Below are 24,884 nucleotides of genomic sequence, written 5' to 3'. Positions count from 1 at the left end.
TGAACCTCCAGTGGGGAAGAAAGCAGATACATTATACTCAGTTGTTATCTTCTTAGAATAAGCCTCTATTTCTTTATCTTTTTCACCAAGAGTTTGTATTGTCCGACTATACTTCTTGTCAATACCGGAAGCGATGTTTTCCTCAATCTTGTCCACCCTCATCTTCCGGCCTTTATTCAGCTCAACATAATCATTCGATGTATATGATGATACCTCATTCAACTGATCAACTGTAACGGCATTCGTCTTCAATGTTTGAATAACCTCAGCTACAATTTCCTTCTTTTCCTCATCTGTCATAATCTACAATTTTATATTTACCACTATCAATATTCCTCAACGACGCATCATCCACACGCCTCATGATGATACGATTATTCTCCTCAATCGTAGGATTTAAAGAAAAAACCCTTCTTATAACCTGCTTGAACACATAAGACCTTATACCTTCAACAAGCACGTTCATCTCAGGTACATTCGAATCAACCCTTACATACCTGATTCCGTCTACATAAAAATAACTGCAACACAATGACCTGTTCAACAATTCAGCATACCAGACAGGGCATCCCCTGGAATCTCCAACAGTAAGAGTCTTCTGTACGTTGTCTACACTGTATATATCAACCACATCATTAAGAGAAGTAGTATATTGTTCATTATCCACTCCGAAAACCCAATCGTCATCCTTGAATCCACCAGGTATCCTGAAATCAAAAAAATATTGCATTCCATCAACCCAGAATACAGCATCATTACGCATCTTGTTATTTGGATTTGAATACTGCAGCAAGACAGTACCAGATATATCATCCGTAATTCTAAACACTTCAGACTTAACGCCATTTACCTCGACAGAATATATTCCATTGTTCAGTGCAGTTATCTCAGTGAAATACAATGTCTGCTCTGAGTTCATTTTCCACGACCTCATATTAACAGTAAATTTTTCTCCTGAAATCTCATCATAGACGAATACAGATGGCTGACTTGACTCGTTATATGCAAACACCTGAAGAAATATTCTGTCATGAGTTGAAAATTCCTGCACATACCTGCTTTTTGTTCCCACATCAGTAGAAGGTGAGAAAAATAACGGAGTAAAAGAACTTATCCTGTACATATCAGCATTCAATTAATTTGTACTCAAAAACCTCATTATTGCATACATTAATCTCAAGACTGCTAAGATACCCCCTATAACTCTTACCTTCCCATTGAAACTCTACGTATCCTTTCCAGTCGTCTGGTATTATGAAATCATTAGTCTTGACTGTTATATCACCCTCCAAAAACAACGGTTCCGAAAGTGATACATTCTTGTCAATCTTTTTTGAGTTTACTGTTATGCTGTCCATTATTTCACTTGAAGTGTACAGAAGTCTCGATGTGTATGACGCAAGATACCTTTTGTTTGCATCTATCAAATAGTGTGGGAAAAGTCTTGCGTTGAATACAGTATCTGTATATACCCCATCAACAGGAATGCTTCTATCCAAGTTGTATCGAGAATCAGATTTCAATGAATGTACAATGAACGTATTGTTATCACTCTCTGAGTCTGAAGTCTGATTACCTTTCTTCCTTGCAAGTTCCTGGAACCCATAACTGTCAGCTCTATAAGGACACAGAAAATCAAGCGTTTGCTCTTTAAGATTGATGCCAGTCGAATATTCTATCGTCGAATTAAACTCATCCTTACCGTTATTCCCAAGGTCATAATCCTGCTTTTCATATCCAATCTTTACAGAAGAATAGATTCTTCCTGATGAGACACTGTATTCAGGCTCGCTTGCAATATCCAATGACTTTGCGACAGAATCTACAAATATTGAATCCCGGTGAACAAATCTTATGACAAAGTTTTCTTCGTAGGATACAGAATACATAGCAATTCCGCTCACATTCCTGTCTGGCAACAATGGTACATTGCCATCATATAATATCAAATTTTTACCGTCAACGGCCACATACGAAGCTCCATCATCGTATGTACTAAAATCGGATACATCAACGAATACAGCAACAGGATTCAATCTCCCATCCTTCTGATAATCTTCGTATCCATCAAAAATGCTGTAATATTTACCTGCACTTTTATCACGATAAAGGAATTTCGAACTGCTTCTAGAGAAAAATATATCTTCAGACTTAACGCTTCCATTATATTTCCCTGAGTCTGTAACTGAATCAATAACAAATCCTCCGAACTTTGCAATATGATTATAGCGTTTGTCAAGAGTATCAATCTTTAAATCGTCCAACTTCTTGTTTTTTGTATCAGTGATATAATACTTTCTTGACTCTGTATCATATAATACATTCTTATCTATTATTTCTATTGCAAATTCATCTGTAACGCGTAGATATTTTTCAATTCCAGGGAAGTTGATAAAATAATATATTCCATCGCTGCCTAGACCGAAAAACATATAATCCTCGAAGAACTCTACTTGAACAAGTGATACACCATCCGGCATGAAAGAACTTAAATTATCCACAACATCTGTAGTAATCTTTCCATTTCTCACAAAATTATCAGCCTCAATATTCAAGTCACCATACGAATATTCCTTGTCATAGTCAGGCCCTTCTGAACCTTCACTTCCTTCTGAACCGCCTATAGATTCACTGGAGCCACTCTCAATGACATACACCATTCCAGCAACTACTTCCATGAATTTACAGAAATCGGAAAATGAAGTATATAACTTTGCATTGTTAAACCCTCTTATAGATTCTCCAGCTACCAACAATACATTTTCTAATGAAGTGTCATCGAATGTTATATCTCCATTGACATACGACTCCATACCCATTTTTCTGATGATAGCGTTAAGGAGTGATTCCGGTTTTACTACGTCAATATAACTTTTATCACCTGTTACGTTCCATTTAATATTACAGCAATCGTAAAAGTAGAATGTCGAAACACCGAAGCTTACTGGAGATATAATAGATAATCTGTGCAAACACAGCTGTAACTTTTCTCCCTCATGCAAATCAACTCCCAAAACGCCGGCAACACCTACATACGAACTGGAAACTAATACAGGATTACCACTTACTGGTATCTTGTAAAGTGATGTCATGACATCATTGAGTTCACCTGATGCAGAATTTACAACCTTAATTGAAAGTGAAGATATATCAACATCAATATGAACATCCTTAAGGGCTTCAAGAAAGTAGCTTGTCCTATTAGTATTAGGACCTGCAGTGGCCCAAGCCGAAGAGGTGTCTATCGTTCCAGACAAATCCTCACTCTGGTCGTTTAGTCTGACATATCCTTCTACTTGTATATCGCTTTCAGCGTATGAGATTGGAGGAATATAATACACGTTACCTCCACAATTTACATTTTCTCTTATAGTATAAGCCTCATTATCTACTGAATTACCTGTAAAAACCAATTTTACGGTATTCAATAATCTTACACCATCGAAGAACAACTGCTTGTCTTCCTTAATATCATCCACAAGTATCTCATACTTTGTGTTGTTGTTTGAATTTAGTATTGCTGCTACAGAATTGTCAAGGCATGAAATCTGAGCCGTATATTCGTCATACTTGAAGGTTGAAAAATCAAGCGGACAGCTAAACAGCAGATCGTATGTCCAGTTGTCGTTTATCTGATAAACTGCAAAAGCACCAATAGACTTTAATTTCTGTGATGTATAATAATCAATAATTGAATCTCTTGCCTTTCCAGTCAATATTATTGCACTTGCACACTTTCTTATAACACCACCATAATCAGACCTTACATAAGACAACTTGATGTCATTAAGGTTTGTTATCTGGTCTGACACTTCAATACAATTTGACGAAGAAATGTTGACTTTATTAGAACCTAATGATAGGTAAAATTTACAATTCATATTACTGCTTTTTGTCAAAAAGCAAATATATCAAAAAAGGCAAACCAACTAAGGTTTGCCTAAAATCCCGTCTGAATTGAAACATACAAATATTTGAAATACAACAATTTACACAAATCCAAACTATTTAATCATATCACCAGTGCATATTAGCACGTCTCCAACAATGTAATCACAAGGAATGATGGAACCTGATGAAGAAGCCAGAACTGTAGCTGCATAATTGAATTCACGTCCTTCTAGCTTTCCCTCAGAATTGATAACCATCACATATTCATTATTCAGCATTATGGTAAAACCGTCCTTATCAAATTCCTTAAAGGAAATAGGTCCAACAGTATTCCTTATCGGAACAATCTCAATGTATCCATTAACAGATTCCTGCAATTCTTTCAATGAGAAATCATGACCGTTTTCTGGAGAAGTTAATACAATTTCACCAGATGAAGTAATAATATAACTCTCTCTCATATCAATAGATTGTTATAAGGTTCTCAATTTTAAAGCATCTCATCTCTGACTTGTCTACATCGAAGTAGGCGAATGTCTTGTAACTTGGCTTCGTCATTTTCTTTCCGTTGATTGAAGAACCGGCCGGAAGATTATATAATGTTCCTGTGGCATGTCTGATAGTACCGTCAACTTTCTTGAATGCGAATCTGACAATACCATTTCGCATCTTCTTCGCAAGCCTGTATAACTCCCAAGCCTTGATAAGACAGATTTTCCACGTGTACTCTGTTGATTTAGCTAACTGATGTGCATACTTCATCACTCTAACTCGAAAATTACTCTTTTCCATAATGTTAATTATTTGGTTTGACTTATATTTTAATTGTACTATAAAGATAGTTCAGATTGGCTATATTTGCAATCAGAAACTTCGCCATTTTAAGCCAGAAACCTTAATTAACTTATTAATCTACAATATGTTGACGAATCATATTACGTGCAAAGGATATTCTACTTCGCACGGTTCCCAATGGTATATTCAGCTTCTCCGATATTTCTTCATATGAGTAACCCTCAGCATACATTATCGCACAATCAACGGCACATGATTTCACGCGACACTGTTCAATAACACTTTCAATTTCATTCTTCAGAACATAACTTTCAGCATTATAATACGATGGAATAAAACCTGCCTTATCCTCAGAATCAAACCGTATCAATGAATCGTGATTATACAAAGTGATGTATGTATTCAACATGATAACAGAACACCAGGGTCTGAAACTCTTAGAAAAATCATACTTTTTCTTATTCATCAGAATCTTGTAAACGGTTTCTTCTGCCAAATCTTCCGCATCCATCACATTTCGGAAGTATTTTCTAGCCATTGATAATATCCACTGATATTGATCAATGACAATCTGTTCCAGTTCCATGACCCTTAACGATTTTCATGCGATCAGATGATAGTTCTCGCTGTTTATCGACACACTTCCTAAGAGTACCGATAAGAAAATCTGGATCATCACACAATGACGATAACAAATTGATTATTACGTCACATTTCTTGTTAATTTCAGGCAATAAAATTAGATTGTCGAATTTCTTTTCCATGTTATACGATTATTAGTGTTTAATCGTGTTACTAATTACATGAAAAATAATTCGACAATCATTAAAATTTTTAACGGTTCAATTTCCTCTTAATCTCCACATCTGCCTGATGAACCATATTGGCGTAAACACCTGCAGTGATATTTCTTGTGTCAATATTCATCTTGAAATAAGTCATGAGAAAAGCTATCTCCCTGTCAAATGACGCACGTACATCAGTCGTATTTTTCTTTCCGGATGTATGTGAATTATCATCAATTCTTTTCTTCATATATTCAGCTTCCGCAATCATACGGTCAATTTTTGAAGAAATCCTGTCTCGTTCATTAATATAATAACCCATTTCTTTCAGAAGTTCAATGACATCTTCAATTGCATCTATGCTCATCAGGGCTTTCAATATCTTAGCAATAGTAATCCTGTACTTAATCTTGATTTTCTCTTCCTTTTCAAGAAGTGCCGACTCAATTCCTGACGGATTCACTATGCACTGATACTGATATATCAATTCAGAAGCCACATTTTCCAGCATGGAATCATTATCACCATCTTCCAAAAGAACTTGATTGTTTCCGCACAGCAACTCAATAAAATCGCCCATGCTCAGTCTGCTTAATGTAGTTATCATAATCTTGTATTCTTATAATGTTCATAATTAGAATTATACGAATCCATGTGAATTATTCTCATGATTTTCTTCATGTCGTATCTCATACCTTTAATCTCTCGGCTGAGTTCTGAATAATCATTCACAACGACTGTATTATTTTTCCCAAAATCATACACAGGATTCATCCTCACGCTTTCAACAAAATCATCAACATCAGGATAAACCTCTGCACCTCTAGGAAGGTCTACTATTGTAGGAACATCCGGAGTTATCCATGATTTTCCTGAATATACGATAACTTCCTTCTTCCCTCCATCACCTACGATTGCAAGACCTCCAACATGTCCCCCATCTTTTGTACCTTCCTTGTATGCAGGAATCGGTGTTGCTGCGATTGTCGCTATCTGTACCGCTCCCATGGCACCTACTATTGCAGCAAGTACAAGGTTAGGTAATGCACGAGTAATTGCAAGTGCTGTTGCTATACCAGCTTGGGCAATATCCACACCCTTCTGCCATTTAGCCTGTTTCTGCTGAAGCTGTACCTTTTTCTTTTCAAGTTCCTCATTCTTTCTTGATGTTTCAGATTCGGCGGCACGTTTACGTGCTTCTGCTTCCTCTTCAGATATAGCACCACTATCCGCTAAAGATTCAATCCGCTCAACTTCATCATTATACGCTTCTTCATTGGCATCCTGTTCATCCTCAATCTTTTCAATATCACGCTCATATAATGTTGACATCAGATTACCAATATTACCTATTGCCTCAGATGCTACACTCATCCATTTCTGAGCATTCTTCATCCTCTTCTTGTACGAGTCTTCCTCCTCATCCTGTACCCTCTTTATGGCTGCTATCTCAGCATCTGCTTCAGCATTTGCCAAATCAGCCTTTGCCTTCTGGAGTTGTTCGGCAAGTTTTTCACGATCTTCCTGGCTCATATTCTCAACAGAAAGCTGTTCCTCCAACGAATCAACAGCAGCCTTAGCGGTATCAATCGAATAACGTTCTGTTATCTCAGCCTTCTTCTTTTCATATTCCTCATCAGAAACAAGTTTCTGGGCATGCTGCTTTTCCAGTTCCTTCATGTCGGAATTATATTGTGCATTCCTTACTACCTGTTCTGCTGCAGCAGATTTAGAAATTTCGTCAATGTAATCAGAAGCATATTCCTCGTAAATCTTACGCCTTTCATTAAGATATTTCTGATCGATGAGGCTCACATCGGCACCATTACTTTCAGCAGCCTTAATTTCTTCTTCCTTCTGCTTTTCAAGAATATCAAGACGAATTGACATTTCTTCATCACTTCCTTCCTCAACTGAGGCAAGACGATTCTGAAGGTCAATACTTGCACGATTCTTTTCATACTCCTCAGAAGCCTTCGCCAATTCGTTGTTCATTTCTTGAAGTAACGATTTTCTCAATGCCATTTCTGCGGATGAATTACCTTTTACGGCATCAATCTTCTGCTGGTAACCATAGCGGATTGTGGCCAGTTCCTTATCAAGTCCTTCTTCCATCAATGCAATACGTGATTCCTGCAACGATTTTTCCGCTTCAAGACGTGCTGATTTTTCATCCTCAGTTTCTGTACCGATATTTATGGTTTTTGGGGAGCTACCGTCTGTACTTAAGTCTTGAAGCTGTCTTGAAAGTGAGGCATTTATTGATGTTTCTTTTGAAAGCGCATCACGAGCGTCATTCAACTCTTCTCTTACCACACCCAAACGCCTATTATTATCAATGCTTACAGAACCTCCAAAAATAAATCTATCCCAAAAATCACTCCACTTGTTTCTCTCCTTTTCTCCATATTCGACACGAAGTTTATCATATTTAGTTGAGGCTTCAGACAACAATTTATCACTATCTTCCAACTGCTTCTTAATATCGCTCTTAACATGCTCTAAGGCTGCTTTATAAGCTTCATCCCTTGTCATGCCCTGATATTCCATATATGAATTTGTCAAGTTTTCAACTCTATCCTGATTGCTCTTATAAGCATTTGCTCCGTTTGCAGTTCCATCAGACTTGGCGTTTTCCAATGCTTTATATGTTTCCTGGTCAGCGGACATACGCAGCTTATTGATTCGTTCAAGAAGGTCAGCTATAACAGTATTGCCAAAAGTTTTTATTCTTGCTGTCATAGTCTCAAATGAGCCTCCTGTCATGTCAAATAAATCGGAAACGGCTGTTGCTAACCTCTTTTGAGACTCAATCATTTCTTTTTGAACATCACCTAATTGTCCAGTTTCATCCTTTACATCATCAAGATTAGTCTTAATATCCTTCAATGTTCGTACATATTGCAATCCGGCATCTTCACCAGGGCCACCGAATATGTCAGCAAGAGCGGTACCTACGACAGACGCACTGTCAGGTAACTCACTAAGTCTCTGTGAAACCATCTGTATAATGTCGAATGTGGTTTTCTGACCTGTTCTAAGCTGTTCCTGAACCTTATCTGCGGATATTCCGATACCTTCGAGTGCTGAGGCTGTAGCGGTAGTCATCTCACGGATACGGAGATTACCTTCCTTGATAACGTCCACACCCTTATCAGAATAGATACCAGACTTAGCAGCCTGGGCAGTAATTGCGATGAATGTTTCAGCGCTTATCCCAGCTTCTTTAAAGTATGCAGGATACTCCCTAAGAGTGTCCAGGAACTCACCGTTTGCATCGGCACCGGCAATGAATCCGTCCTGAATCAGTTTCAGTGATTCTTCAGCGGATATACCAAACTGCTTCGATACAGCATTTGCACCAATCAATACCTCCTTGAAGTCTTTACCATAGAAGTCTGCAATCGCCTGCACTTCCGTGCGATAAGCCTTCAGGTCCTCTCCTGACTTCTCAGTGAACTGCTGGGTAAGTCTTGTAGCCTCTGTTAGTCCCTTATTGTAGTTCACCCACCATCCTATTCCGGCACCGGCAGCACCAACAGCTCCAAGTCCCAACAGCCACTTATTTTGGAATATCTTTCCTATACCGGACAATCCTTCAAGCATACTTCCAGCATTACCAAGAGATTGAAGGGAATCACCAAAACTTCCTGATATGATTCCAAAGCTGCCCATAGAATCATTAAGATGGTTTAGTTCCATCCAGGCCGCTTTAACTTCTTCCTTATAGCTACCGATGGTCATCTTCTGCTGCGTGTACCGGTCACTGTTACGCTTTACATAATCTGTATTAACTCCGATGGTAGAATTCAGCTTACCGAGCGTATTTCTGTAATCCTCATCTGTATCACGAACAAGCCGTACAGCCTGACGCAATTTCTTATTAACTTCATTTGCTTCCTCAATGCTATGCACTTCCTTATCGGATAGCGAAATCGCTTCCTTGATTATCCTGATTCGCTCCTCTTCGGTCATGGCAGCAGCCTTTCTGGTAGTGTTCGAAGCTTTCTGGGCCTTATTCATTGCCTCCTCAGCCTTTGCAGCCTGCTGCATTGCCTTTGATGCTTCTGCTGATGCCTTTGACAATTCCTTAACCTCTTTTGTACTCAGCTTTTCTGCATCCGCCTTCTCCTTTATTTTCTTCATCAGTTGTTCAGCAACCTCAGACTGTTTTCTGAACGCCTCAGTAAGTTTATCCGATGCGGAAGATACATTATTAGCCTGGGTATTATATATGGCCTGCAACTTGTCAATGTCTCCCTTTACCTTGACGTCAACAGTAAGTCCCTTGATAAGTTCAGAGGCAGCATCCTTGTAATCCTGCCTTACATCTGATATTGTACTCCTAAGTTCCTGCAGCTTCTTCAATGATTCCTCATCGACGAAATCCTTCAATTTTAAATTTCCCATCACAAGTAATGTTTATATTCAACAATAACGCCATCCACCTTGGTACCTTCCTTATCGAACGAGTAGGTACCGTCACTCTTCCTGTACACAACGTACACACATCCGTCCAGCATGGCAGCTTTTTTTGCAAGCATGGCCACACGCTCATAGTCAGACATGATTTTCTTATTCTCGCAACCGCATCCCATCATTTATACCCACATTGTTTGAAAAAACGTTTCAAAAAAGGCTCGAGAAGTTGAAGTACAACATACTCTCTTGCGTCCTTTCCCAACATGAGAATGTCATTCCCGTATTTCCTTACTATATCCGGACCATCCACGAATCCTACAGTATCAATCGAAAGAGTGTCACCTGTAACAGATGCGCGGATACTCTCGTGAAACGGACCGGTGATATACAGGTTAGGAACATCCACAGGTCTCGGAGGGAGGTTCAGCATAGGACTCTTAATAGGAGGAGTTATCTTTTTCTTCCATTCTATATATCCGTCAGGATTATTATGCCATACAGAAGTTGTTTCACGAAAGTACGGATCATCAGAATATCCCGGCCTAAGACTGTCTGTATTACCGTCAAGACCTGAATAGAGCTGTTCCCTTACAAGGTCTGCCACTTCTATATTATTTCCCTGAAGGCAATCCATACATGACTTTTCGAATCCTGATGCAATTCTGTTTATCACATTCTCCAATTTCTCGAAATCAGCCATACATACAATTAAAATTAAAGCCGGACTTCCGCCCGGCTTAATCAACCAAAGCCATCACTTATCAGCAGACTCACCGTCAGCATCCTTTACAGACTTACCAGCAATCCGGTCATACACGTCAGAAAGTTTCTTTCTTCGATTCTCCTCAGCAACTTTCTGCCAGATACAGGTCATGTGAGTATCAATGAATTTCTTTTTCGACATCATCCTAACCTGCTTTTCCACGAAATTGACTCCATCTACAATCATGCTTCTGCTTTAACTACTTTTACAAATTCAACCCATTTGACATCTTTCTCGTACAGAACAGAAGGTGATTTAACTGAAATCTCACCTTCACCAGGAGTAATTGTGAGATAACCGTCCTCATACGAAGCAGAAGTAACCCCTTCAAATACCTCGGATGCACCTGAGGACAATGCAGTGGCAAATTCTGCAGTTCTGTCATAGCCACCGACACATTCAATAATCTTGAATTTGTTGCTTTCGTTTTCAACCAACATAACCTCAGTCAACCCTTTAATTACATTCGCAGGATTGAAATCCAACTTCAAGTAGTCAAAGTTCAACTGGCTGTCTTCTGCATCCATGTGGCAGAAATTTACCGTCATACTTGACTTCGCACTGCTTGTGCTGAACGGTGTGGCACCTGGATATACTGTTGACATCGGAATTCCGGCAAGAATATCAGTTCCATCATTGTAACCGATAAGCATTCTGTTTGAATCCCAGAAGTACACATCCCATTCCTTGTTAGCACAACGCAACAGCTCAGCATTCAGAATTTCATCAAAACGAGGAAGCGTGAAAGTATCTGTCTGGGCGTTGAGGCCATTGTACTGGTTCGCTCCGTATCCAACAGCACTAACCTGAGCTTCACCCCCAGACTTAGCATATTCGACAAACGTATGGATTGGATAAATTCTGTCCGGTCTGTCAGCATGGCACATCTTCTCCAGTTCATCTGCCGTAATTTTCGCAGGAAGTTTAACTCCATGCTCTACAAGTATTGCTCCCTTAACCTTACCCCAGTCCACCTTACAGGCCGAACCGCCGGTATTCATTTCTGCGCTTTCGCAAACTCTTGTATTTCTCATTATCTACAACAACTTTGATTTTTAACTATTAACTCCATCGAGCGGATATTTATGGCGTCAATGGGCTCGCTCACTGCCTCTCCGGATTCCGTAAAGGCTCCGTATCTGCCATACGAGTAGTTTTCGGAATAATCATGCGGAATGATGTTGTCATAATCCATATCGAACCTTCCATCATTCTTGATAACCTCAATCAATCTTTCATAAACCGGACGAAGAATGTTGATGAATGAAGCATACAGACGCCGTTCATTGCTCCAGTTCTTAGTTGATGAACATGCTATAAGGATATTAAGTGAAACCTTTGAATAATAGTCCGGACTGTCTCTCTTCTCTGTAACAGGACAGAACAGCACTACAAGCGGGAACTTACGTTCTGATGTTGAAGGCACCTTGCTGTATTCATCAAGTTTATCCTTCACATACTGGGCCGAACCAAATATGTAGTTCAGTTCCGGATTCTTCACTTCCTCGAACCTGTCATTCTCGATGTCAGCAGGCATTACGATGGTAAGGTTCCCACTCATTTCCTTTACTACATCTCCAATAATTTCAACTATACCTTTCATAGATTGAACTGGTTAATCTTGATCAACATGTTGGTCTGCGTTACAAGGTCAATCGGGCAATTACCTTCACGCGCCCACTGGATGAACTTCACATTGGCGGAAACCATCCTGTTCCATGCAATAACCTGGGCATTGACAGGTGAAATGTACTCATTGGCGCACTTCAGCCGGACATTCCCTGTTATTGTAGCTTCCGATGAAGAATCACGAAGTATGTGGAACAGCACGAAATCAGCAAAAGGCTCTTTCAGTTTGTTGCATACGATTTCATACTTAGACGGCTCAGTATCTTCTTTTTCTTCATCATCAGACAAATCAAGGTAATCCATTGCATAACCTGCTTCTTTTTCCCCAAGCATGGCTTCGAGGAAAACAGGCTGCAACTCCTTAATATATGCTTCAATATGACCGGTTACTGCTAAAGAATCGGCACCGGCCGTCTTTGATGTTGAGGCGTTTTGAATATGACGTGGGCCTTCTACAAAATATGACACATCAATCAACATGGCAATTCCTTATTTTTTCGCTTTCGAAGCAGAAACTTTCTTCTCGTCCTGAACAACGGTTGCCTTTTCATATTCGGCAGAAACCTCTTTAGTGTCGGTTTGCTCAACTTCTTTAGAGTCTGCATCTTCAACATCTTTGTTATCATCTAAGTGTGTTTCAAGTTCTGCTATCTTTGCTTTCAATTCTTCATTCTCCTTCTGTAAATTCTCATTCTTTGCAGAAAGATTGTCAATAATCTTCTGCTGGCTCTCGAATGTCTTTTTGACATCCTCTTCCGGAACAAGCCCAGCTTCCGAGACCGGGGTGATAGTAATCAACCCACGGCCAATACGGATACGCTGTTCTTTTATAACTGATTTCAGAGCCTTCTCGTCTCCATTAAGCAAATACATAGGCATCAGGCTTTAGTGATTGCTTCTTTCAATGCAGCCAGGTCACCATAAGCGAACGCCCATGGCATATATACAGGGAAGATAACTTCTTCCTGAGCAATAAGAACAATCTCATTCTTCAACTTGCTTTCTACATCTTCAGCCCATTCAAGTGTAAGTGATGTATAGTCAACAAGACTTGCAGCAACATTAAAGTCACCAATCAGATACTTGCCAGGCAAGATGTTGTTTGTCTCAATGATAGGACGTCCTGCAATATATTTAATACCACCTATCATCTGGATGATACCAAGATTACGTCCAGTTGTGTCCTTTTCGCTCTCAATAGCATTTACAGTGATTGGGTTCAATGCAATAGCATTCGGCGTGTACTGTGCGTATGTCATCACAGCAAAACCTGTTTTGACAACATCAAGAGAGTTAGGTTCCTCAACGGATTTGAATGCACCATGGCTGACTTTAAAGGTCATTGATTCTGTTGAAGTTTCCTCTGTATAAGCTACACCTTTCAACAGAATCTGACGGTCATTCATCTTCACAAGCTGGTTAGCACTGTTCAAAGCGGTAAGACCAGTAGCACCTGTAAAGGTGATTGTCATACCATCGAGGATAAGATCCTGAGGATTTGTAAACTCTACGACCGTGTCTTTATTGGAGTTATATCCTGAAACAGACTTCACAGAACCGGCAGAACCGCTTACATAGGCGTCAGAGATGATTGTTTCAACTGGCAGAACACCTGTATGGTTGACGATACCAAGCAGATTTTCTCCATTACCGTCACCAAACAAGATATTCCAATCTTCAGCCTGATATACAGCTTCCGGCAACATTTTCAAGATAAATGAGCGAATAAATACACGGCTCTTGAGCATTCTCTTGGATATAGGGAGGTGAGTACCAAGACGTTTTGTACCTGTCTGCACTTCCTTAGCCTTAAAACTTGATTCAGGCAATCTTCCGTTTTCAGTCACATAACGTGCGTTGCGGTCGAAGTCATACACCTGAGTAAACGCAAGGTTAGGGAACTTAGGATCACCCTGCAATGTAGTCAATACATCACGCATGTGGATTCGCTTGTTAGCCACCTGCGATACTACCCTGTTCTGCTGTTGTGTAATCAGATGGTCACCGCTATAGTTATCAGTCATGGAAACAATATCCTTCAAGCAGAAACCTTCGAACACACCTGACTTACGGCAGTTTCCAGAAGCGAACTCCTTGAATTTCTCTGAATCAAGCATCTCGTTCAACTTCTCATCAAACTTGTTGATGACTTCCATTCCGATACCTTTAGATTTCAGCTTCTCGATAGTCTCACCAAGACCTTTAACCGTTTTAATGAGTTCCTCGTTATCCTTGGCAAGCTGCTTGAACTTCTCATCGTCATATCCGTTAAACTTTTCGTTGAGAGACTTCAATCTGCTTTCCATATCATCAGGAGAAATAACACCTTCCATCGCCTTGTTAATGACATTACACATCATATTTGCGATGTTATTCATAAATGTAGCCTGATCCTGAGGCAGGCCGTCAGTCTTAAGACCAAAATCCGCAACTGTAAATTTCTTCATTTTCAATCAAAATTTTAATAATTATTACTAAATACCTCATTCAGTTTACCAAAGAAAGAAGTGCTATCAGCGGCTTTTTTCTTAACATCATCATCTTCTTGCTTACCGTCAGTTTTATCCTGAGTGTCATTGGACGGCTCAGACTTTCCGGAGAAGATGTTTGTGCTATTATCCTGCAACAAGGCGTTACTTCTATATACTCTCCCATAACATGCCGGACAACGGACGTATGCCATGAAATTCTGTACTGATTTTTCTGTCAGTTCCTGTCCTTCAGACTTCACGGAATCAATAAGTGCAATGACATCAGCACGCACTTCCGGTTCCAGCTTGTCTATCTCCTGGCTTACGATACGGTCAGTCAACCAGCTTGAATACATGGCAGCATTGTCAAGCACCTGCTGAGTAAATGTATGCTCATGTTGTTCATCGTAATCAAACTGATGTCCGCAATGAGGACAAGTAACCACGTTACCTCCATTAATTGCTTTAAGAAGTAGATTCAGTTCCATATCATATTGTTTTAATCGTTCTTCCGAATAATCGGTATTCCTGAACGCTTTCCGGACAAATTCAATGGCATCTTTCACCTGCTCCTGTGTACCCGATTTGAGGTTTACAAGGAATGTCTGAGGATTGCTCCCCCAACTTGTAAGAGTAGAATACTCGAACATTTTCCATTCAAGTACCTTGCACGGGTCAGTCTCGTCACGCTTGATTGCTTTCACCCCGATAGAGTGTTCCAGCGTTCTTCCATTCTCAGCATACAGCTTGTAATCCGCCAATGTATCACGTCCAATCTGCTTCTCAAGATTAAGCTGGCCAACCATGATCAGGTTTCCTTCTTTTTCTTCTCCACTGAGTGGAACGCCAAGCAACTGGTCTGTACGGTGATTCAGAAACCATCTCATCCTGCCGATATTTTCCTTCAACGTCTTGTTAAAGGAACCGGGCATGGAAATGTCGTTCTGTGAGTCTTTCACACCGATACCGTTGACTGCTACCGTTACGATACCCTTTTCATCCACATCATTCGCCTTCGTTCTGTACTGTAGGCTCTTGGTTTTCTCTTCCATTCTCAACTTCACTTTTTGTGTTAAGACTAATTACATTCTTTACTATCTCTCTCTCCTCGTCTGACATCTCGAACAAAGTCTTGTCAAACATAGGTTCTTCGAATCTGCTTTCCTTGATTTGCGCTCGCCAGTCATTGATACTGATGAGTCCGCTCAGGAACTGTTCCTTACATCTGGTATTTATAAGTGTTTTCACTTCCTCTGCCTCTTTCAACCCCTGCTGCAGACAATCCACATCAGAGAAATCACAGTCCAAATAATAACCACCTTCTTCAAGTCCAAGAAATGCAGTCAGCTGCTTGCAGAATTTCTTGGCCATCGGTATGATGGTAGATGTATATACAGCCTTTTCCGCGGTTGCTTGATTGCTGAATGTTGACTGGTCCTTACGCGGTACCAGAACTGAGGGGATACCGTATGCTCCGGCTATCTGAATAGCATCAGTAAGAGTTTCCTCAAATGGCTGCAACTCACTGATGGTAAGGTTTGTTCTTACGAATGACAAGGGAACGTCACTTAATCCATACGGAAGCCTACGTTGGTCCAGCCCGAATTTTCCAAAATGACTGTCAAGTATTTCCTTCTTTTCATCTTCTGTCATTGCTGCAGTACCGGCTTCATCCTTCTTGTTTGATACCAGGAAACCCAAACCACCACGTTTAACGTAAATCACGTTTCTCGCTTCATATACGGCTAGAAGGTTGGAAATAGGTTTCAGATGCGCAGCCAACCTGCTCTGTGATTTCAAGAACCCGTTTATTGACATATATTCAGGTGAGCCGTCACGGTCATGCCATATCTGATATGAAGGGATTTCCATCGTACTCACATATCCGTAATTCAGACGGTAACAACGGATAATATCATCTTCAGATGCTATTCCAAAGATTGGACTATTGACACTTCTGTTAGGCTCTACATTAACAAAATCAGCAGGAAGTTCCCAAAAGTTATCACACCATTTCCACTTTGGCTGGTCCTTGAATGTTTCTCCCATAGCAGCACGAAAGAAAGCATTGCCAGTGCACAGCTTATATACGAAGTGCGAATATATCATCTCGTTCCAGGACATAAGACAATTTGGCTTTGTGAGAATCTGGTTCATTCTCTTGTTCTCCCAGACCACGCTGTCATCCTTTACCTTCTTCAATTGAAATCCGGAACCTGATATACGTGAAGCAATGTAATCAATCGGAAAGAATACTTCTGGAACAGAACGGAACAGTTCCATGTAATTATGGCCGCAAACCAGTGGGGATACGAATAACTCATGCACATCACATCGGTCAATATTACCACCATTTGGCGTTGAAACCGTCTGTGGCTCACTGGCCATTTTCAGCCCAGCACATGCCGGAATAGCATCCTGTTTTAAAATTGTATATCCCATAGTTTATACTTATATGACAAAGATAAATTATGGGTATATACGATATTGATTTTACAAAAATCTTGCAATTTATCCTAATACAAAAAGCACAAATAAGACACTATATATCAGCATATTGCACAGAGCAACAAGTTTACCCTAATTTTATGCAAGTGTATGCAATACCGCTCAAAAGTGCACTGGCTCCACTTACATTTTCCTCATTGTAGTCAAGAACCTCAGTTATGAATGCCATATACTCATCATTTTCCATACCGGTCTCAGAAAGCAGGAAGTATGACTTAATGAAATCGGATGTAGCAGCTATTCTCTTATCCATATCCTGATATTCCTTCTTAATCCTTACTTCCGAAAGCGTATTTCTCAGTTCCCTTGCCATTTGGTAATATGCAGGTGACGATTCCACGATGTACGTTCCTGCATCATGTGAACATATAACAGACTTCATCTCTTCGAGTGATACAGTTTCACGCATTACGAGGTCAAGAACATGCCATTTTTCTCCACACCTTGCAACCTGACACATATAGAACTTTCCTCCAACATTCGGCATGATGTACACTATCTTCTGTGAATACTGATACTCGACTGAAGGATTGAAGAATCCGAACACGCTTCTGTCAGAATACATGTTGCGTTTACGACGGCTCGAGAACTGGGAATACTCCTCGTACATGATGTCATGTACAACATATCTCAAAGTATCGGTAAGGTGCCCGTGTTCCTCATAGGACTGTTTCGTTACGCTGTCCTTTATCTTTGTCTTGAGGATTGCACCATTAGCATCCTTCTGTACGCTCTGGTAGTCCTCGATTGATACCCTGCAACTATCGTCTATGCTTATGCTGAGGCCGGGCAATGATTTCTCAAAAACAGCATTGACAAACTCACCGGTCATGGATACGGACGGGTTCCTGTTACCCACCTTATCCTCAACAATCCAGTTGTCTTTCTTCAACGTGTCAATAAACAGGTCCATGAATGAACGCTTCTCATCGTCGATAGTGTTGGCGGATTTGGCTGATGCATCACCATGAAGGTAGATTTTACCGTCATATCCTAACTCCTGCAGTCGCTTGGATACCAGTTTCGCGGCTCTTCTTGCGCTGTTGTTCGGGCTTTCAGCCGTGGTCTCGGCAATCTGGTACATATCCTTACCTTTGCTCAAGTCTGCCTGCCAGTAGCCGACAGATATGTACGGTAATACGTTACTATCGACAGAAAGATGAATCGGCAATCCAGGTATGTAACTGTATTCACCGCTGTTCTTTCCTACATTGAACGAACCGAGGAACTCGTTTCCGGTCTTAATTACACCCCACTCTCCCAACGCATACACGTTGTAGTAGTCCGGGTCATGAATACGGTCATGCTCGAAGTCCATCACACACTGCTCATCGTAGTATCCATACGTTCCATCCGGTGAACCGACAACCCAGAAGTTATTCAGGTATGTTGTCTGTATAACTACCATATTTGGAGGATACTCCTCAATTTCCTTAGTTACAGGATTCACTATTGAGCGCCCCTCGTTCATCTTTAAAGACTTCACCTTTGTCAGCTCTGCCGGTATTATCCGGCCGCCAATTTCTACAACCATAGGAACATCATGCAGTTTCTCGTTGTCAAGCCAGTCCTTCTTTATCCAGTGTGTTTCACTGATAGGGTTGAAGTCGGCAATAATCTGCTGCCCCTTCTTACCACGCAGACGCTTACGTATCTGCTTCAGGTCGGCATACTCAAACTCTGACAACTCTTCAAGCTGAACCCTCTTATAGTTACTGATACCCTTAATCTTTTCCGGATCATCCAAACCGGAGAAATCTATCTTTGCTCCGTTATACAGGCAACGGATTACATTCTGGTTGAACTTGAAGTATTGTGTGATTCCTAACAATGATGCAGCTACCTTATAATCCTCATATATGGTTTTGCTGATGGATGCTCCGACCTTTCTCATCACAAGCGTATTCTCACCGTCCTGCAATGTCTGTATCAGCACGCACTGTGCTACGCTGAAAGACTTGCTCGATGATGAACCACCATACAAGATGATGAATCGAAGTGTGGCATCATTCAGATATTTCAGCAGGTAAAATGCATTCGGATTGAGTTTCTTGTGATTTATGAGCATAAATATTCTATTTTTTAGAATTTTGAGAGTATTTTTTGTATAACCCCCGTATTTTTTCTAATACAATTATTCTATTTTTCAGATTTTACTCTTCTTCTTTATCGAAACCTATGCGAATTTCATTGATATTTCCACCTTGATTACCTCCGATGGAAATCTGTTGTGGCGCGTTCCATCCGTTCATGCTGGCCAGAAGCTTCGCCGCTTCCACCTTACCGTTGAACTCATAGCTTACATTACCCTTGTCATTGCTTATCTTCTTCATGGCATTTCTCACACGCTTCGGCATTTGTCTGGGAGATTTCAACTTTAGCTTTCCTGTAACCGGGTCTACAATATACAAATCGCTCGGGTCCATCATGACAATATCCATGAGGACTTTTTCCACCTTTTCACGGCTAACTTTCGCTTCCTTAGCACGTTGAGACCTCAATTCGTCTATCCTTGCTGCAACCTTGTTATTTGCTAGCATCCTGCTTGCATTACTCCAAATGGTTTCAGGCTGCATCTTTGATGCGTCATAGGCCATTCTGTATGCCTCACTTGCATTACCTTCACAATCAAGGTAATAATTGCAAAACTTTTCCTGTTTTTCGGTCAATTTCCTGTTGTTCATAGGCTAATGGTTATTAATGCCGACGATGCAGATTACCTGTTTCCGGTCTTTCAGCAAATCGTAGGCTGCTGTTAATGTACTTCCTGTCGTGCAGATGTCATCAAAGAGTATTACTCTCTGTTCCTTAATTGGCCGGAGAAGATAAAACTCAGGATTGATACGTGTCCTGTTGAGGCACTGCATTGCAGATTCATAGAATTTTATTTTCACCCCCTGGGCAATTTTTTGGCAAATGTCAGTGGCGAAATGGTACTCTGTGATGTGCCTGCGCTTCGGTGTGGTAATTATGCACCATTCATCGTCCGGCCGTATCAATGAAAGTATCAGTTCCGTAGCGGCTTCCGAAATGACTTCTGCACACTCACCCGAATTCTTGATTTCATCCAATGGAATTCCATCCTTTGTTCTTGAAAAAGGGATATGTAATAAAACCCGCCCTTGCGGTGGATTCTTACTTTAGGCTGCATGTTGCAGAACCTTTCGTATTTCCTCCAGCCGCGGGCGGGTTTGTCCCAGTCATCAATCCTTATCTTTCTACCTTTCCTCACAGCCAAAAACCTTTGCTATCCCTTTACTGACTGAGGTGTAACCCAAAGGTACTGAAAAAATACCTTCATCGACAGATTGTTCAGGATTGTCGAATTCTCTCTTTTCGGGAACGCACTGAATATCAACTCCATTGTATTTCCTCACCTCTTCCGCAAATTGAAGTATGGTACATGATTCCGGATTGACAATGTTGACCAGCTTCTTGTCCGAGCCTATCGCATATATCAATCCTTCAACTACATCATCTATGTAAGTGAAGCACCTGGTGTTCATTCCTCCATTATACAGGCTGACCTTTTCTTGATTCATCAGAACATAGAGAAGAGTTCCTTTCCGCTGGTCAGGTCCGTACACGTTATGAAGGCGAACACCTGTAGCTTTCTTGCAATATAATGAAGCATACACTTCGTCAAAGTGCTTGCTGACACCGTACATACTTGTCGTGTTGCATGGATTTGCCGTGGAAGAGCTGGCATACACCAGTTTCACCCCGAACCGGTTACATCCGTCAGCTATCGCTACGAATGAATCAATGTTGTCACGAAGTATTCTTTCATGATCCGCATTGAAAACACTGGTCTGTGCGGCAAGATGTATTACGGCATCGATTCCACCTCCGGCCAGAAGGCACGGAACGCCGGCAGCTTCAGTTCCACACACACGGTCAATTCCGACCACTTCAACACCACGATTTCTCAGACTCTTGCAGAGGGCTTTTCCTATAAAGCCTTCACTGCCGGTTACGACAATTTTCATCATCACAGTTTGTTTAGAATTTTACATAAAACATTCAGTATGTTACCAAGTAACATCACTATTATTATCAGAAGTGCTGTATCCTGCTCAACATTCCCGATGGAATAGAAGAACAGGACAGCCACAATCATCAATATTACTCCTTTGGACTGATAATGTTCCATCAGGACTTGATATTAAGTTCATACTCATATCTGCTTACTGTCTTGTATCCGGTAACAAGTACCCGTTCACCGGAATACAGGCCGGATATGGTATTCTCAATCACATCAAGAGATACACGCTCGTCAAACTTCAGGAACACCCTTCCTGGAACTCCACCAGCGACGAATGAGACAAAATAATATGTTCCACGCTCCCAGTAGAACATATATAGAATGAGAAATGAAACTGCTGCAGACGCTAGATACACCCAATCAGAGGGTACATCAAAACCTCCCAGAATTATCAATGATGACAATACAATCGTGACAATAACCAACTCACACAACTTGATGAGAAGGCCCAAAACATGTTTTTTCTTTGCTTTCATAAATTCAATTTTTACAGGTTAATAATTCAAATTCATTCATTGAATGCCTGACAGATTTTAAGGATATACTCATCATTTTCCTCATTCAGCCATTCCTTAGCAACATTCCAAGAGATGCTTTTGCTGGGCTTGAAATTATCAATTCGGATACTATGGTGAGACAACTTTCCTTCGGTCGGCTTCAATCCTGAATCATGCAATTCACACAAACCGTCTTTGAAAAACGTACACCAGTCTCCTTCTTGCTTTGCCTGTATCATCGGTACCGGAATATCAATGACACCCATAATCATACCTGCATACCATTCAGTTGCAGCAAGTCTGTCTTTATATCCAGCCTCGATAATCTTCAATATATCCTGTGGGGTGCCAAGACATGGTGTATGACACTGCTGTTTGCACAGACTGCATTTGCACTGGACCGGATTACGCCCGGTCTTTCTGATTATTCTTTGTAACTGTGTTTCTTTTATAAGTAAGCTCATTTTTCCTCCAAATTATAATTCCAAAATCCCAATTTTCCTTTCACCCCTTCAATAGGTTTATCGAATAAGACAGCATCCTTCAGCACCCAGTTATAGCAACCTTTCTCCGCCCAGACGGACGGATGGTCCTGTACGCAATCGGATATAACCACGCTGCCGATGATAGCACCGTGAGGTAGCTTGTTGCAGTCTAATCCAAACTTTTGAATATAAAGTTTAAATATCTGCTGTTCATTCAGTATGCGCCCAAAGCCATCGTTGAGACTTGCATGTATCAGCACCCTTTGACCGATGTACTTCTGAGGGCACTTCCAAGTACGGTTCTCAATGTCTTTGATACCGTGAGCGATAAGGCTCGCCCACGGCTGTTTGATTGATATTGCTTTCATTTCTTCTTCTCCTTCATTTTCTTTTTCATAAAGCTGGCTTCCTGCTTAATTGACGTCATAGCTTAATCCTCCATTAATTCCGGGTTATCAAATATGTTTCCAATTACCTTACACTTACTATTGAGCAACATAGGGGTAGTCTTTGTCGAACTTCCTTTGTGATAACCTACGATGAATGCTCCACACTCAAACTTTACAACCATAGGCTGTTTATTCCCATGGTATCCTTGCTGAAGAACTATATCACCCTCATAAATATCTTTTCCGTTTTTGTCATGCAATCCAGTGAACTGACAGATGGTTTCTTCTTCTACAGACAAATCTTTGATTACATAGGCACTGTTATCAGTATTGAATGACAGAACATTATCAAAAATAACTTTGTCTGTATAGACATAATCAAGAATTCTGAATTTAGATTCACCTAAATAACCATAAAGCCATTTTCTAGTCTTTTTTGATTTACCTCTGAATTTTATTTCTCTTTTCATAATCTCTTTTTGATTTTACTGTTTAGAATTAATCCTTATAATCATTACTACCCCAAGTGCCATATATATCTTCATCACTCTCACCATTAAGCCGGGCCCTTTCTATTTCTTTATTCATGCTATGTGAAAGACCTGTCAAATCTCCTGAAAGACTTTCGAATGACGAATATTCTTGTGTACTATTTCTGCGTATTCTGTGTGTAATGTATTTTTCAATACTGTTGAATATTGGATTATCCTTATCAGACATTCTTAAAGATATATATCCATAATTGAATGTAAATGGAGTATTTAACTTTTCATATGACTCTCTGTCTTTTATATGCTTATACATCATTTCAACCGGAAAAGCCATTGGCAAGTGTTCTTTCTTAATCATTATGGCTATCGCATCATATAAAGCCTGTTCTTCTTCAGTCAGCTTAAACCAGTAGATATTCTCAAAACACCACATGATATAACCTATATGGGTAAGTATGATATACTTTATATCTTGTCCTTTATATTTTCCAAATATCATTTTTCTGTTTTCTTTTTCCATGCTATTTTTTCTTTAAATGTTTTCTGTATTTCACTGGTATAAATCGTTTGAGTTCTGGAAGCGAGGTAGACACAATATGCATCCATGCGTCCCATCTTTGACCTTCATGCTCTCTTTGAGGTTGAGAGCATATTTGCCCATAACAACTTCCATTTTTGTTTTCAGCTTTGCATTTAACGCCACCCTTCACATTCAGAGGAAAGATGGCAAAGGATACAAGCCTGCTCCTTACTTATTCCATAATCCATATCTAATGATAATTGAGTTGCTTTCATCGATTATTCCTCCTTTTTTCAACTAATAATTCCAACCGTTTCTCACACTCATCACATTCGATTTTCTTTCGCTCCAGCTTCTCCCGAAACTTAATCAGTTCCTCATCCGCGTCCTCGTCAAAGAACATGTTGTTCTGACGGTTGTGCTCTATGTATTCATTCATCCTGCGTTCTGCTTTTGTTATCTGGGCTTTGGCCGAAATCAGCTTAGACAGGCAAGAACTCACTTCAAGCGACTCTCCTGAACGATTGTCGTAGTAGTAAAAAGAAGTGTACACATCATTCCTCGGATACTGGCATTGCAATCTGGCCACCCTCCATCTGATTACCCACATCCTTCTTTCGTACACTTCACGCGGAAGGTCGTATGTATATAGTGTGACAGATTGATGACCGTAACCATAGCAGATGTTGATTTGCACCCAATTCTCGATTTTCAGCTCCTTTTCAGCTTTGGCCAAATCCTTTGCGAACTGATAATAATCACTCAAACTTTCCTGCTTTCCCATATCATTCAAATTTCAATTCAAGTTGTCTATCCGGTTCTTTATACCACGGATTTGCAAATAAGAAAGACTTTCTCAATGCCTCTGAGATTCTTTCACTCATAGCTTTAGAAACATTGTTCTTGTCCGATTCGCTGTTGATAAGCAAGCATCTTTCAAGGCTCCCATTGATAGGTTTCTCGTCAAGGAACAAACTATATTCTGTGAATATCCGGTTCTGACGTTTACCTTCCTTTTCTTCTTCATCAGTCTGGTACCGCTCAAATGCAGTGTCTTGAATTGTTCTAAGACACCTTTGTCCTCTCTCACTCCTGCATCCAAGCATTTCGTTTTCAAACATGACCGACAAAGCACGTTTCTTTCGAACATTTCCAATTCTAGCCCATCCATAATAAACTTTCAGCTTTCCCAT

At 40.3% G+C, this 24,884-nt stretch carries 29 protein-coding genes; all 29 read right to left on the bottom strand.

Annotation, left to right across the window (positions count from 1 at the left end; translation table 11 throughout):
* Nucleotides 1–300, bottom strand: a 300-nt coding sequence (locus tag OCV81_RS03815) for a hypothetical protein (protein WP_262640068.1), incomplete at its 3' end; no start/stop codon positions are given.
* Complete coding sequence (locus OCV81_RS03810; RefSeq protein WP_148328508.1) at nt 290–1,123, bottom strand: hypothetical protein; 834 nt, start codon at nt 1,121–1,123, stop codon at nt 290–292. The genes OCV81_RS03815 and OCV81_RS03810, both read right to left, overlap by 11 nt.
* A gap of 1 nt (nt 1,124) precedes the next feature.
* Nucleotides 1,125–3,881 (bottom strand): hypothetical protein, encoded by a 2,757-nt coding sequence (locus OCV81_RS03805; RefSeq protein ID WP_148328506.1) that lies wholly within the window; start codon nt 3,879–3,881, stop codon nt 1,125–1,127.
* A gap of 123 nt (nt 3,882–4,004) precedes the next feature.
* On the bottom strand, nt 4,005–4,352 hold the full coding sequence (locus tag OCV81_RS03800) for a hypothetical protein (RefSeq protein ID WP_148328504.1): 348 nt from the start codon (nt 4,350–4,352) through the stop codon (nt 4,005–4,007).
* 1 nt (nt 4,353) lies between these two features.
* Nucleotides 4,354–4,653 (bottom strand): SH3 beta-barrel fold-containing protein, encoded by a 300-nt coding sequence (locus tag OCV81_RS03795; RefSeq protein WP_262640073.1) that lies wholly within the window; start codon nt 4,651–4,653, stop codon nt 4,354–4,356.
* Between the two features lie 145 nt (nt 4,654–4,798).
* Nucleotides 4,799–5,272 carry an RNA polymerase sigma factor gene (locus OCV81_RS03790; protein WP_148328500.1) on the bottom strand — a complete coding sequence of 158 codons (474 nt, stop codon included), beginning with the start codon at nt 5,270–5,272 and terminating at the stop codon, nt 4,799–4,801.
* Nucleotides 5,273–5,520: 248 nt separating this feature from the next.
* Nucleotides 5,521–6,078: a hypothetical protein gene (locus OCV81_RS03785; RefSeq protein ID WP_148328498.1), complete on the bottom strand. Its 558-nt coding sequence runs from the start codon at nt 6,076–6,078 to the stop codon at nt 5,521–5,523.
* Complete coding sequence (locus OCV81_RS03780; RefSeq protein ID WP_148328496.1) at nt 6,075–9,881, bottom strand: phage tail tape measure protein; 3,807 nt, start codon at nt 9,879–9,881, stop codon at nt 6,075–6,077. The genes OCV81_RS03785 and OCV81_RS03780 overlap by 4 nt, the downstream gene beginning before the upstream one ends.
* Nucleotides 9,881–10,072, bottom strand: a complete 192-nt coding sequence (locus OCV81_RS03775; protein WP_117747498.1) for a hypothetical protein — start codon at nt 10,070–10,072, stop codon at nt 9,881–9,883. Before OCV81_RS03775 ends, OCV81_RS03780 begins: the two co-directional genes overlap by 1 nt.
* Nucleotides 10,069–10,593: a hypothetical protein gene (locus tag OCV81_RS03770; protein ID WP_148328494.1), complete on the bottom strand. Its 525-nt coding sequence runs from the start codon at nt 10,591–10,593 to the stop codon at nt 10,069–10,071. The genes OCV81_RS03775 and OCV81_RS03770 overlap by 4 nt, the downstream gene beginning before the upstream one ends.
* A 54-nt stretch (nt 10,594–10,647) precedes the next feature.
* Complete coding sequence (locus tag OCV81_RS03765) at nt 10,648–10,842, bottom strand: hypothetical protein (protein WP_148328492.1); 195 nt, start codon at nt 10,840–10,842, stop codon at nt 10,648–10,650.
* The gene (locus OCV81_RS03760) at nt 10,839–11,690 is read right to left on the bottom strand and encodes a hypothetical protein (RefSeq protein WP_148328490.1); all 852 of its coding nucleotides are present in this window, start codon (nt 11,688–11,690) and stop codon (nt 10,839–10,841) included. The genes OCV81_RS03765 and OCV81_RS03760 overlap by 4 nt, the downstream gene beginning before the upstream one ends.
* Complete coding sequence (locus OCV81_RS03755) at nt 11,690–12,259, bottom strand: hypothetical protein (RefSeq protein ID WP_148328488.1); 570 nt, start codon at nt 12,257–12,259, stop codon at nt 11,690–11,692. The genes OCV81_RS03760 and OCV81_RS03755 overlap by 1 nt, the downstream gene beginning before the upstream one ends.
* Nucleotides 12,256–12,765: a hypothetical protein gene (locus OCV81_RS03750; protein ID WP_148328486.1), complete on the bottom strand. Its 510-nt coding sequence runs from the start codon at nt 12,763–12,765 to the stop codon at nt 12,256–12,258. Before OCV81_RS03750 ends, OCV81_RS03755 begins: the two co-directional genes overlap by 4 nt.
* A gap of 9 nt (nt 12,766–12,774) precedes the next feature.
* The gene (locus OCV81_RS03745) at nt 12,775–13,158 is read right to left on the bottom strand and encodes a hypothetical protein (protein ID WP_148328484.1); all 384 of its coding nucleotides are present in this window, start codon (nt 13,156–13,158) and stop codon (nt 12,775–12,777) included.
* 5 nt (nt 13,159–13,163) lie between these two features.
* Nucleotides 13,164–14,732, bottom strand: a complete 1,569-nt coding sequence (locus tag OCV81_RS03740) for a phage major capsid protein (protein ID WP_262640065.1) — start codon at nt 14,730–14,732, stop codon at nt 13,164–13,166.
* Between the two features lie 14 nt (nt 14,733–14,746).
* Nucleotides 14,747–15,808 (bottom strand): HK97 family phage prohead protease, encoded by a 1,062-nt coding sequence (locus OCV81_RS03735; protein ID WP_148328480.1) that lies wholly within the window; start codon nt 15,806–15,808, stop codon nt 14,747–14,749.
* Nucleotides 15,762–17,198 (bottom strand): phage portal protein, encoded by a 1,437-nt coding sequence (locus OCV81_RS03730; protein WP_148328478.1) that lies wholly within the window; start codon nt 17,196–17,198, stop codon nt 15,762–15,764. The genes OCV81_RS03735 and OCV81_RS03730 overlap by 47 nt, the downstream gene beginning before the upstream one ends.
* A 133-nt stretch (nt 17,199–17,331) precedes the next feature.
* Nucleotides 17,332–19,332, bottom strand: a complete 2,001-nt coding sequence (locus OCV81_RS03725) for a PBSX family phage terminase large subunit (protein ID WP_148328476.1) — start codon at nt 19,330–19,332, stop codon at nt 17,332–17,334.
* An 85-nt stretch (nt 19,333–19,417) separates the two neighbouring features.
* Nucleotides 19,418–19,948, bottom strand: a complete 531-nt coding sequence (locus OCV81_RS03720) for a terminase small subunit (RefSeq protein ID WP_148328474.1) — start codon at nt 19,946–19,948, stop codon at nt 19,418–19,420.
* Between the two features lie 3 nt (nt 19,949–19,951).
* The gene (locus OCV81_RS03715; protein WP_262640063.1) at nt 19,952–20,335 is read right to left on the bottom strand and encodes a phosphoribosyltransferase; all 384 of its coding nucleotides are present in this window, start codon (nt 20,333–20,335) and stop codon (nt 19,952–19,954) included.
* 147 nt (nt 20,336–20,482) lie between these two features.
* Nucleotides 20,483–21,256 (bottom strand): NAD-dependent epimerase/dehydratase family protein, encoded by a 774-nt coding sequence (locus OCV81_RS03710; RefSeq protein WP_148328472.1) that lies wholly within the window; start codon nt 21,254–21,256, stop codon nt 20,483–20,485.
* Nucleotides 21,257–21,416: 160 nt separating this feature from the next.
* Nucleotides 21,417–21,785 carry a hypothetical protein gene (locus OCV81_RS03705; protein ID WP_148328470.1) on the bottom strand — a complete coding sequence of 123 codons (369 nt, stop codon included), beginning with the start codon at nt 21,783–21,785 and terminating at the stop codon, nt 21,417–21,419.
* Nucleotides 21,786–21,817: 32 nt separating this feature from the next.
* The gene (locus OCV81_RS03700; RefSeq protein ID WP_148328468.1) at nt 21,818–22,270 is read right to left on the bottom strand and encodes a hypothetical protein; all 453 of its coding nucleotides are present in this window, start codon (nt 22,268–22,270) and stop codon (nt 21,818–21,820) included.
* Nucleotides 22,267–22,659 carry an ASCH domain-containing protein gene (locus OCV81_RS03695; protein WP_148328466.1) on the bottom strand — a complete coding sequence of 131 codons (393 nt, stop codon included), beginning with the start codon at nt 22,657–22,659 and terminating at the stop codon, nt 22,267–22,269. Before OCV81_RS03695 ends, OCV81_RS03700 begins: the two co-directional genes overlap by 4 nt.
* Nucleotides 22,660–22,721: 62 nt before the next feature.
* A complete protein-coding gene (locus OCV81_RS03690) occupies nt 22,722–23,150 on the bottom strand; it encodes a YopX family protein (RefSeq protein WP_148328464.1) in 429 nt (142 codons plus the stop codon).
* Nucleotides 23,151–23,178: 28 nt separating this feature from the next.
* Nucleotides 23,179–23,691 carry a hypothetical protein gene (locus OCV81_RS03685; RefSeq protein WP_148328462.1) on the bottom strand — a complete coding sequence of 171 codons (513 nt, stop codon included), beginning with the start codon at nt 23,689–23,691 and terminating at the stop codon, nt 23,179–23,181.
* Nucleotides 23,692–23,962: 271 nt separating this feature from the next.
* Complete coding sequence (locus OCV81_RS03680; protein WP_262640060.1) at nt 23,963–24,475, bottom strand: hypothetical protein; 513 nt, start codon at nt 24,473–24,475, stop codon at nt 23,963–23,965.
* A 1-nt stretch (nt 24,476) separates the two neighbouring features.
* Entirely contained in the window at nt 24,477–24,884 is a 408-nt protein-coding gene (locus tag OCV81_RS03675) for a hypothetical protein (protein ID WP_148328460.1), read from the bottom strand.

This window comes from Phocaeicola fibrisolvens (assembly GCF_025567125.1).
Classification (GTDB): domain Bacteria; phylum Bacteroidota; class Bacteroidia; order Bacteroidales; family Bacteroidaceae; genus Phocaeicola; species Phocaeicola fibrisolvens.
This window is presented reverse-complemented; position numbering and strand designations above follow the sequence as displayed.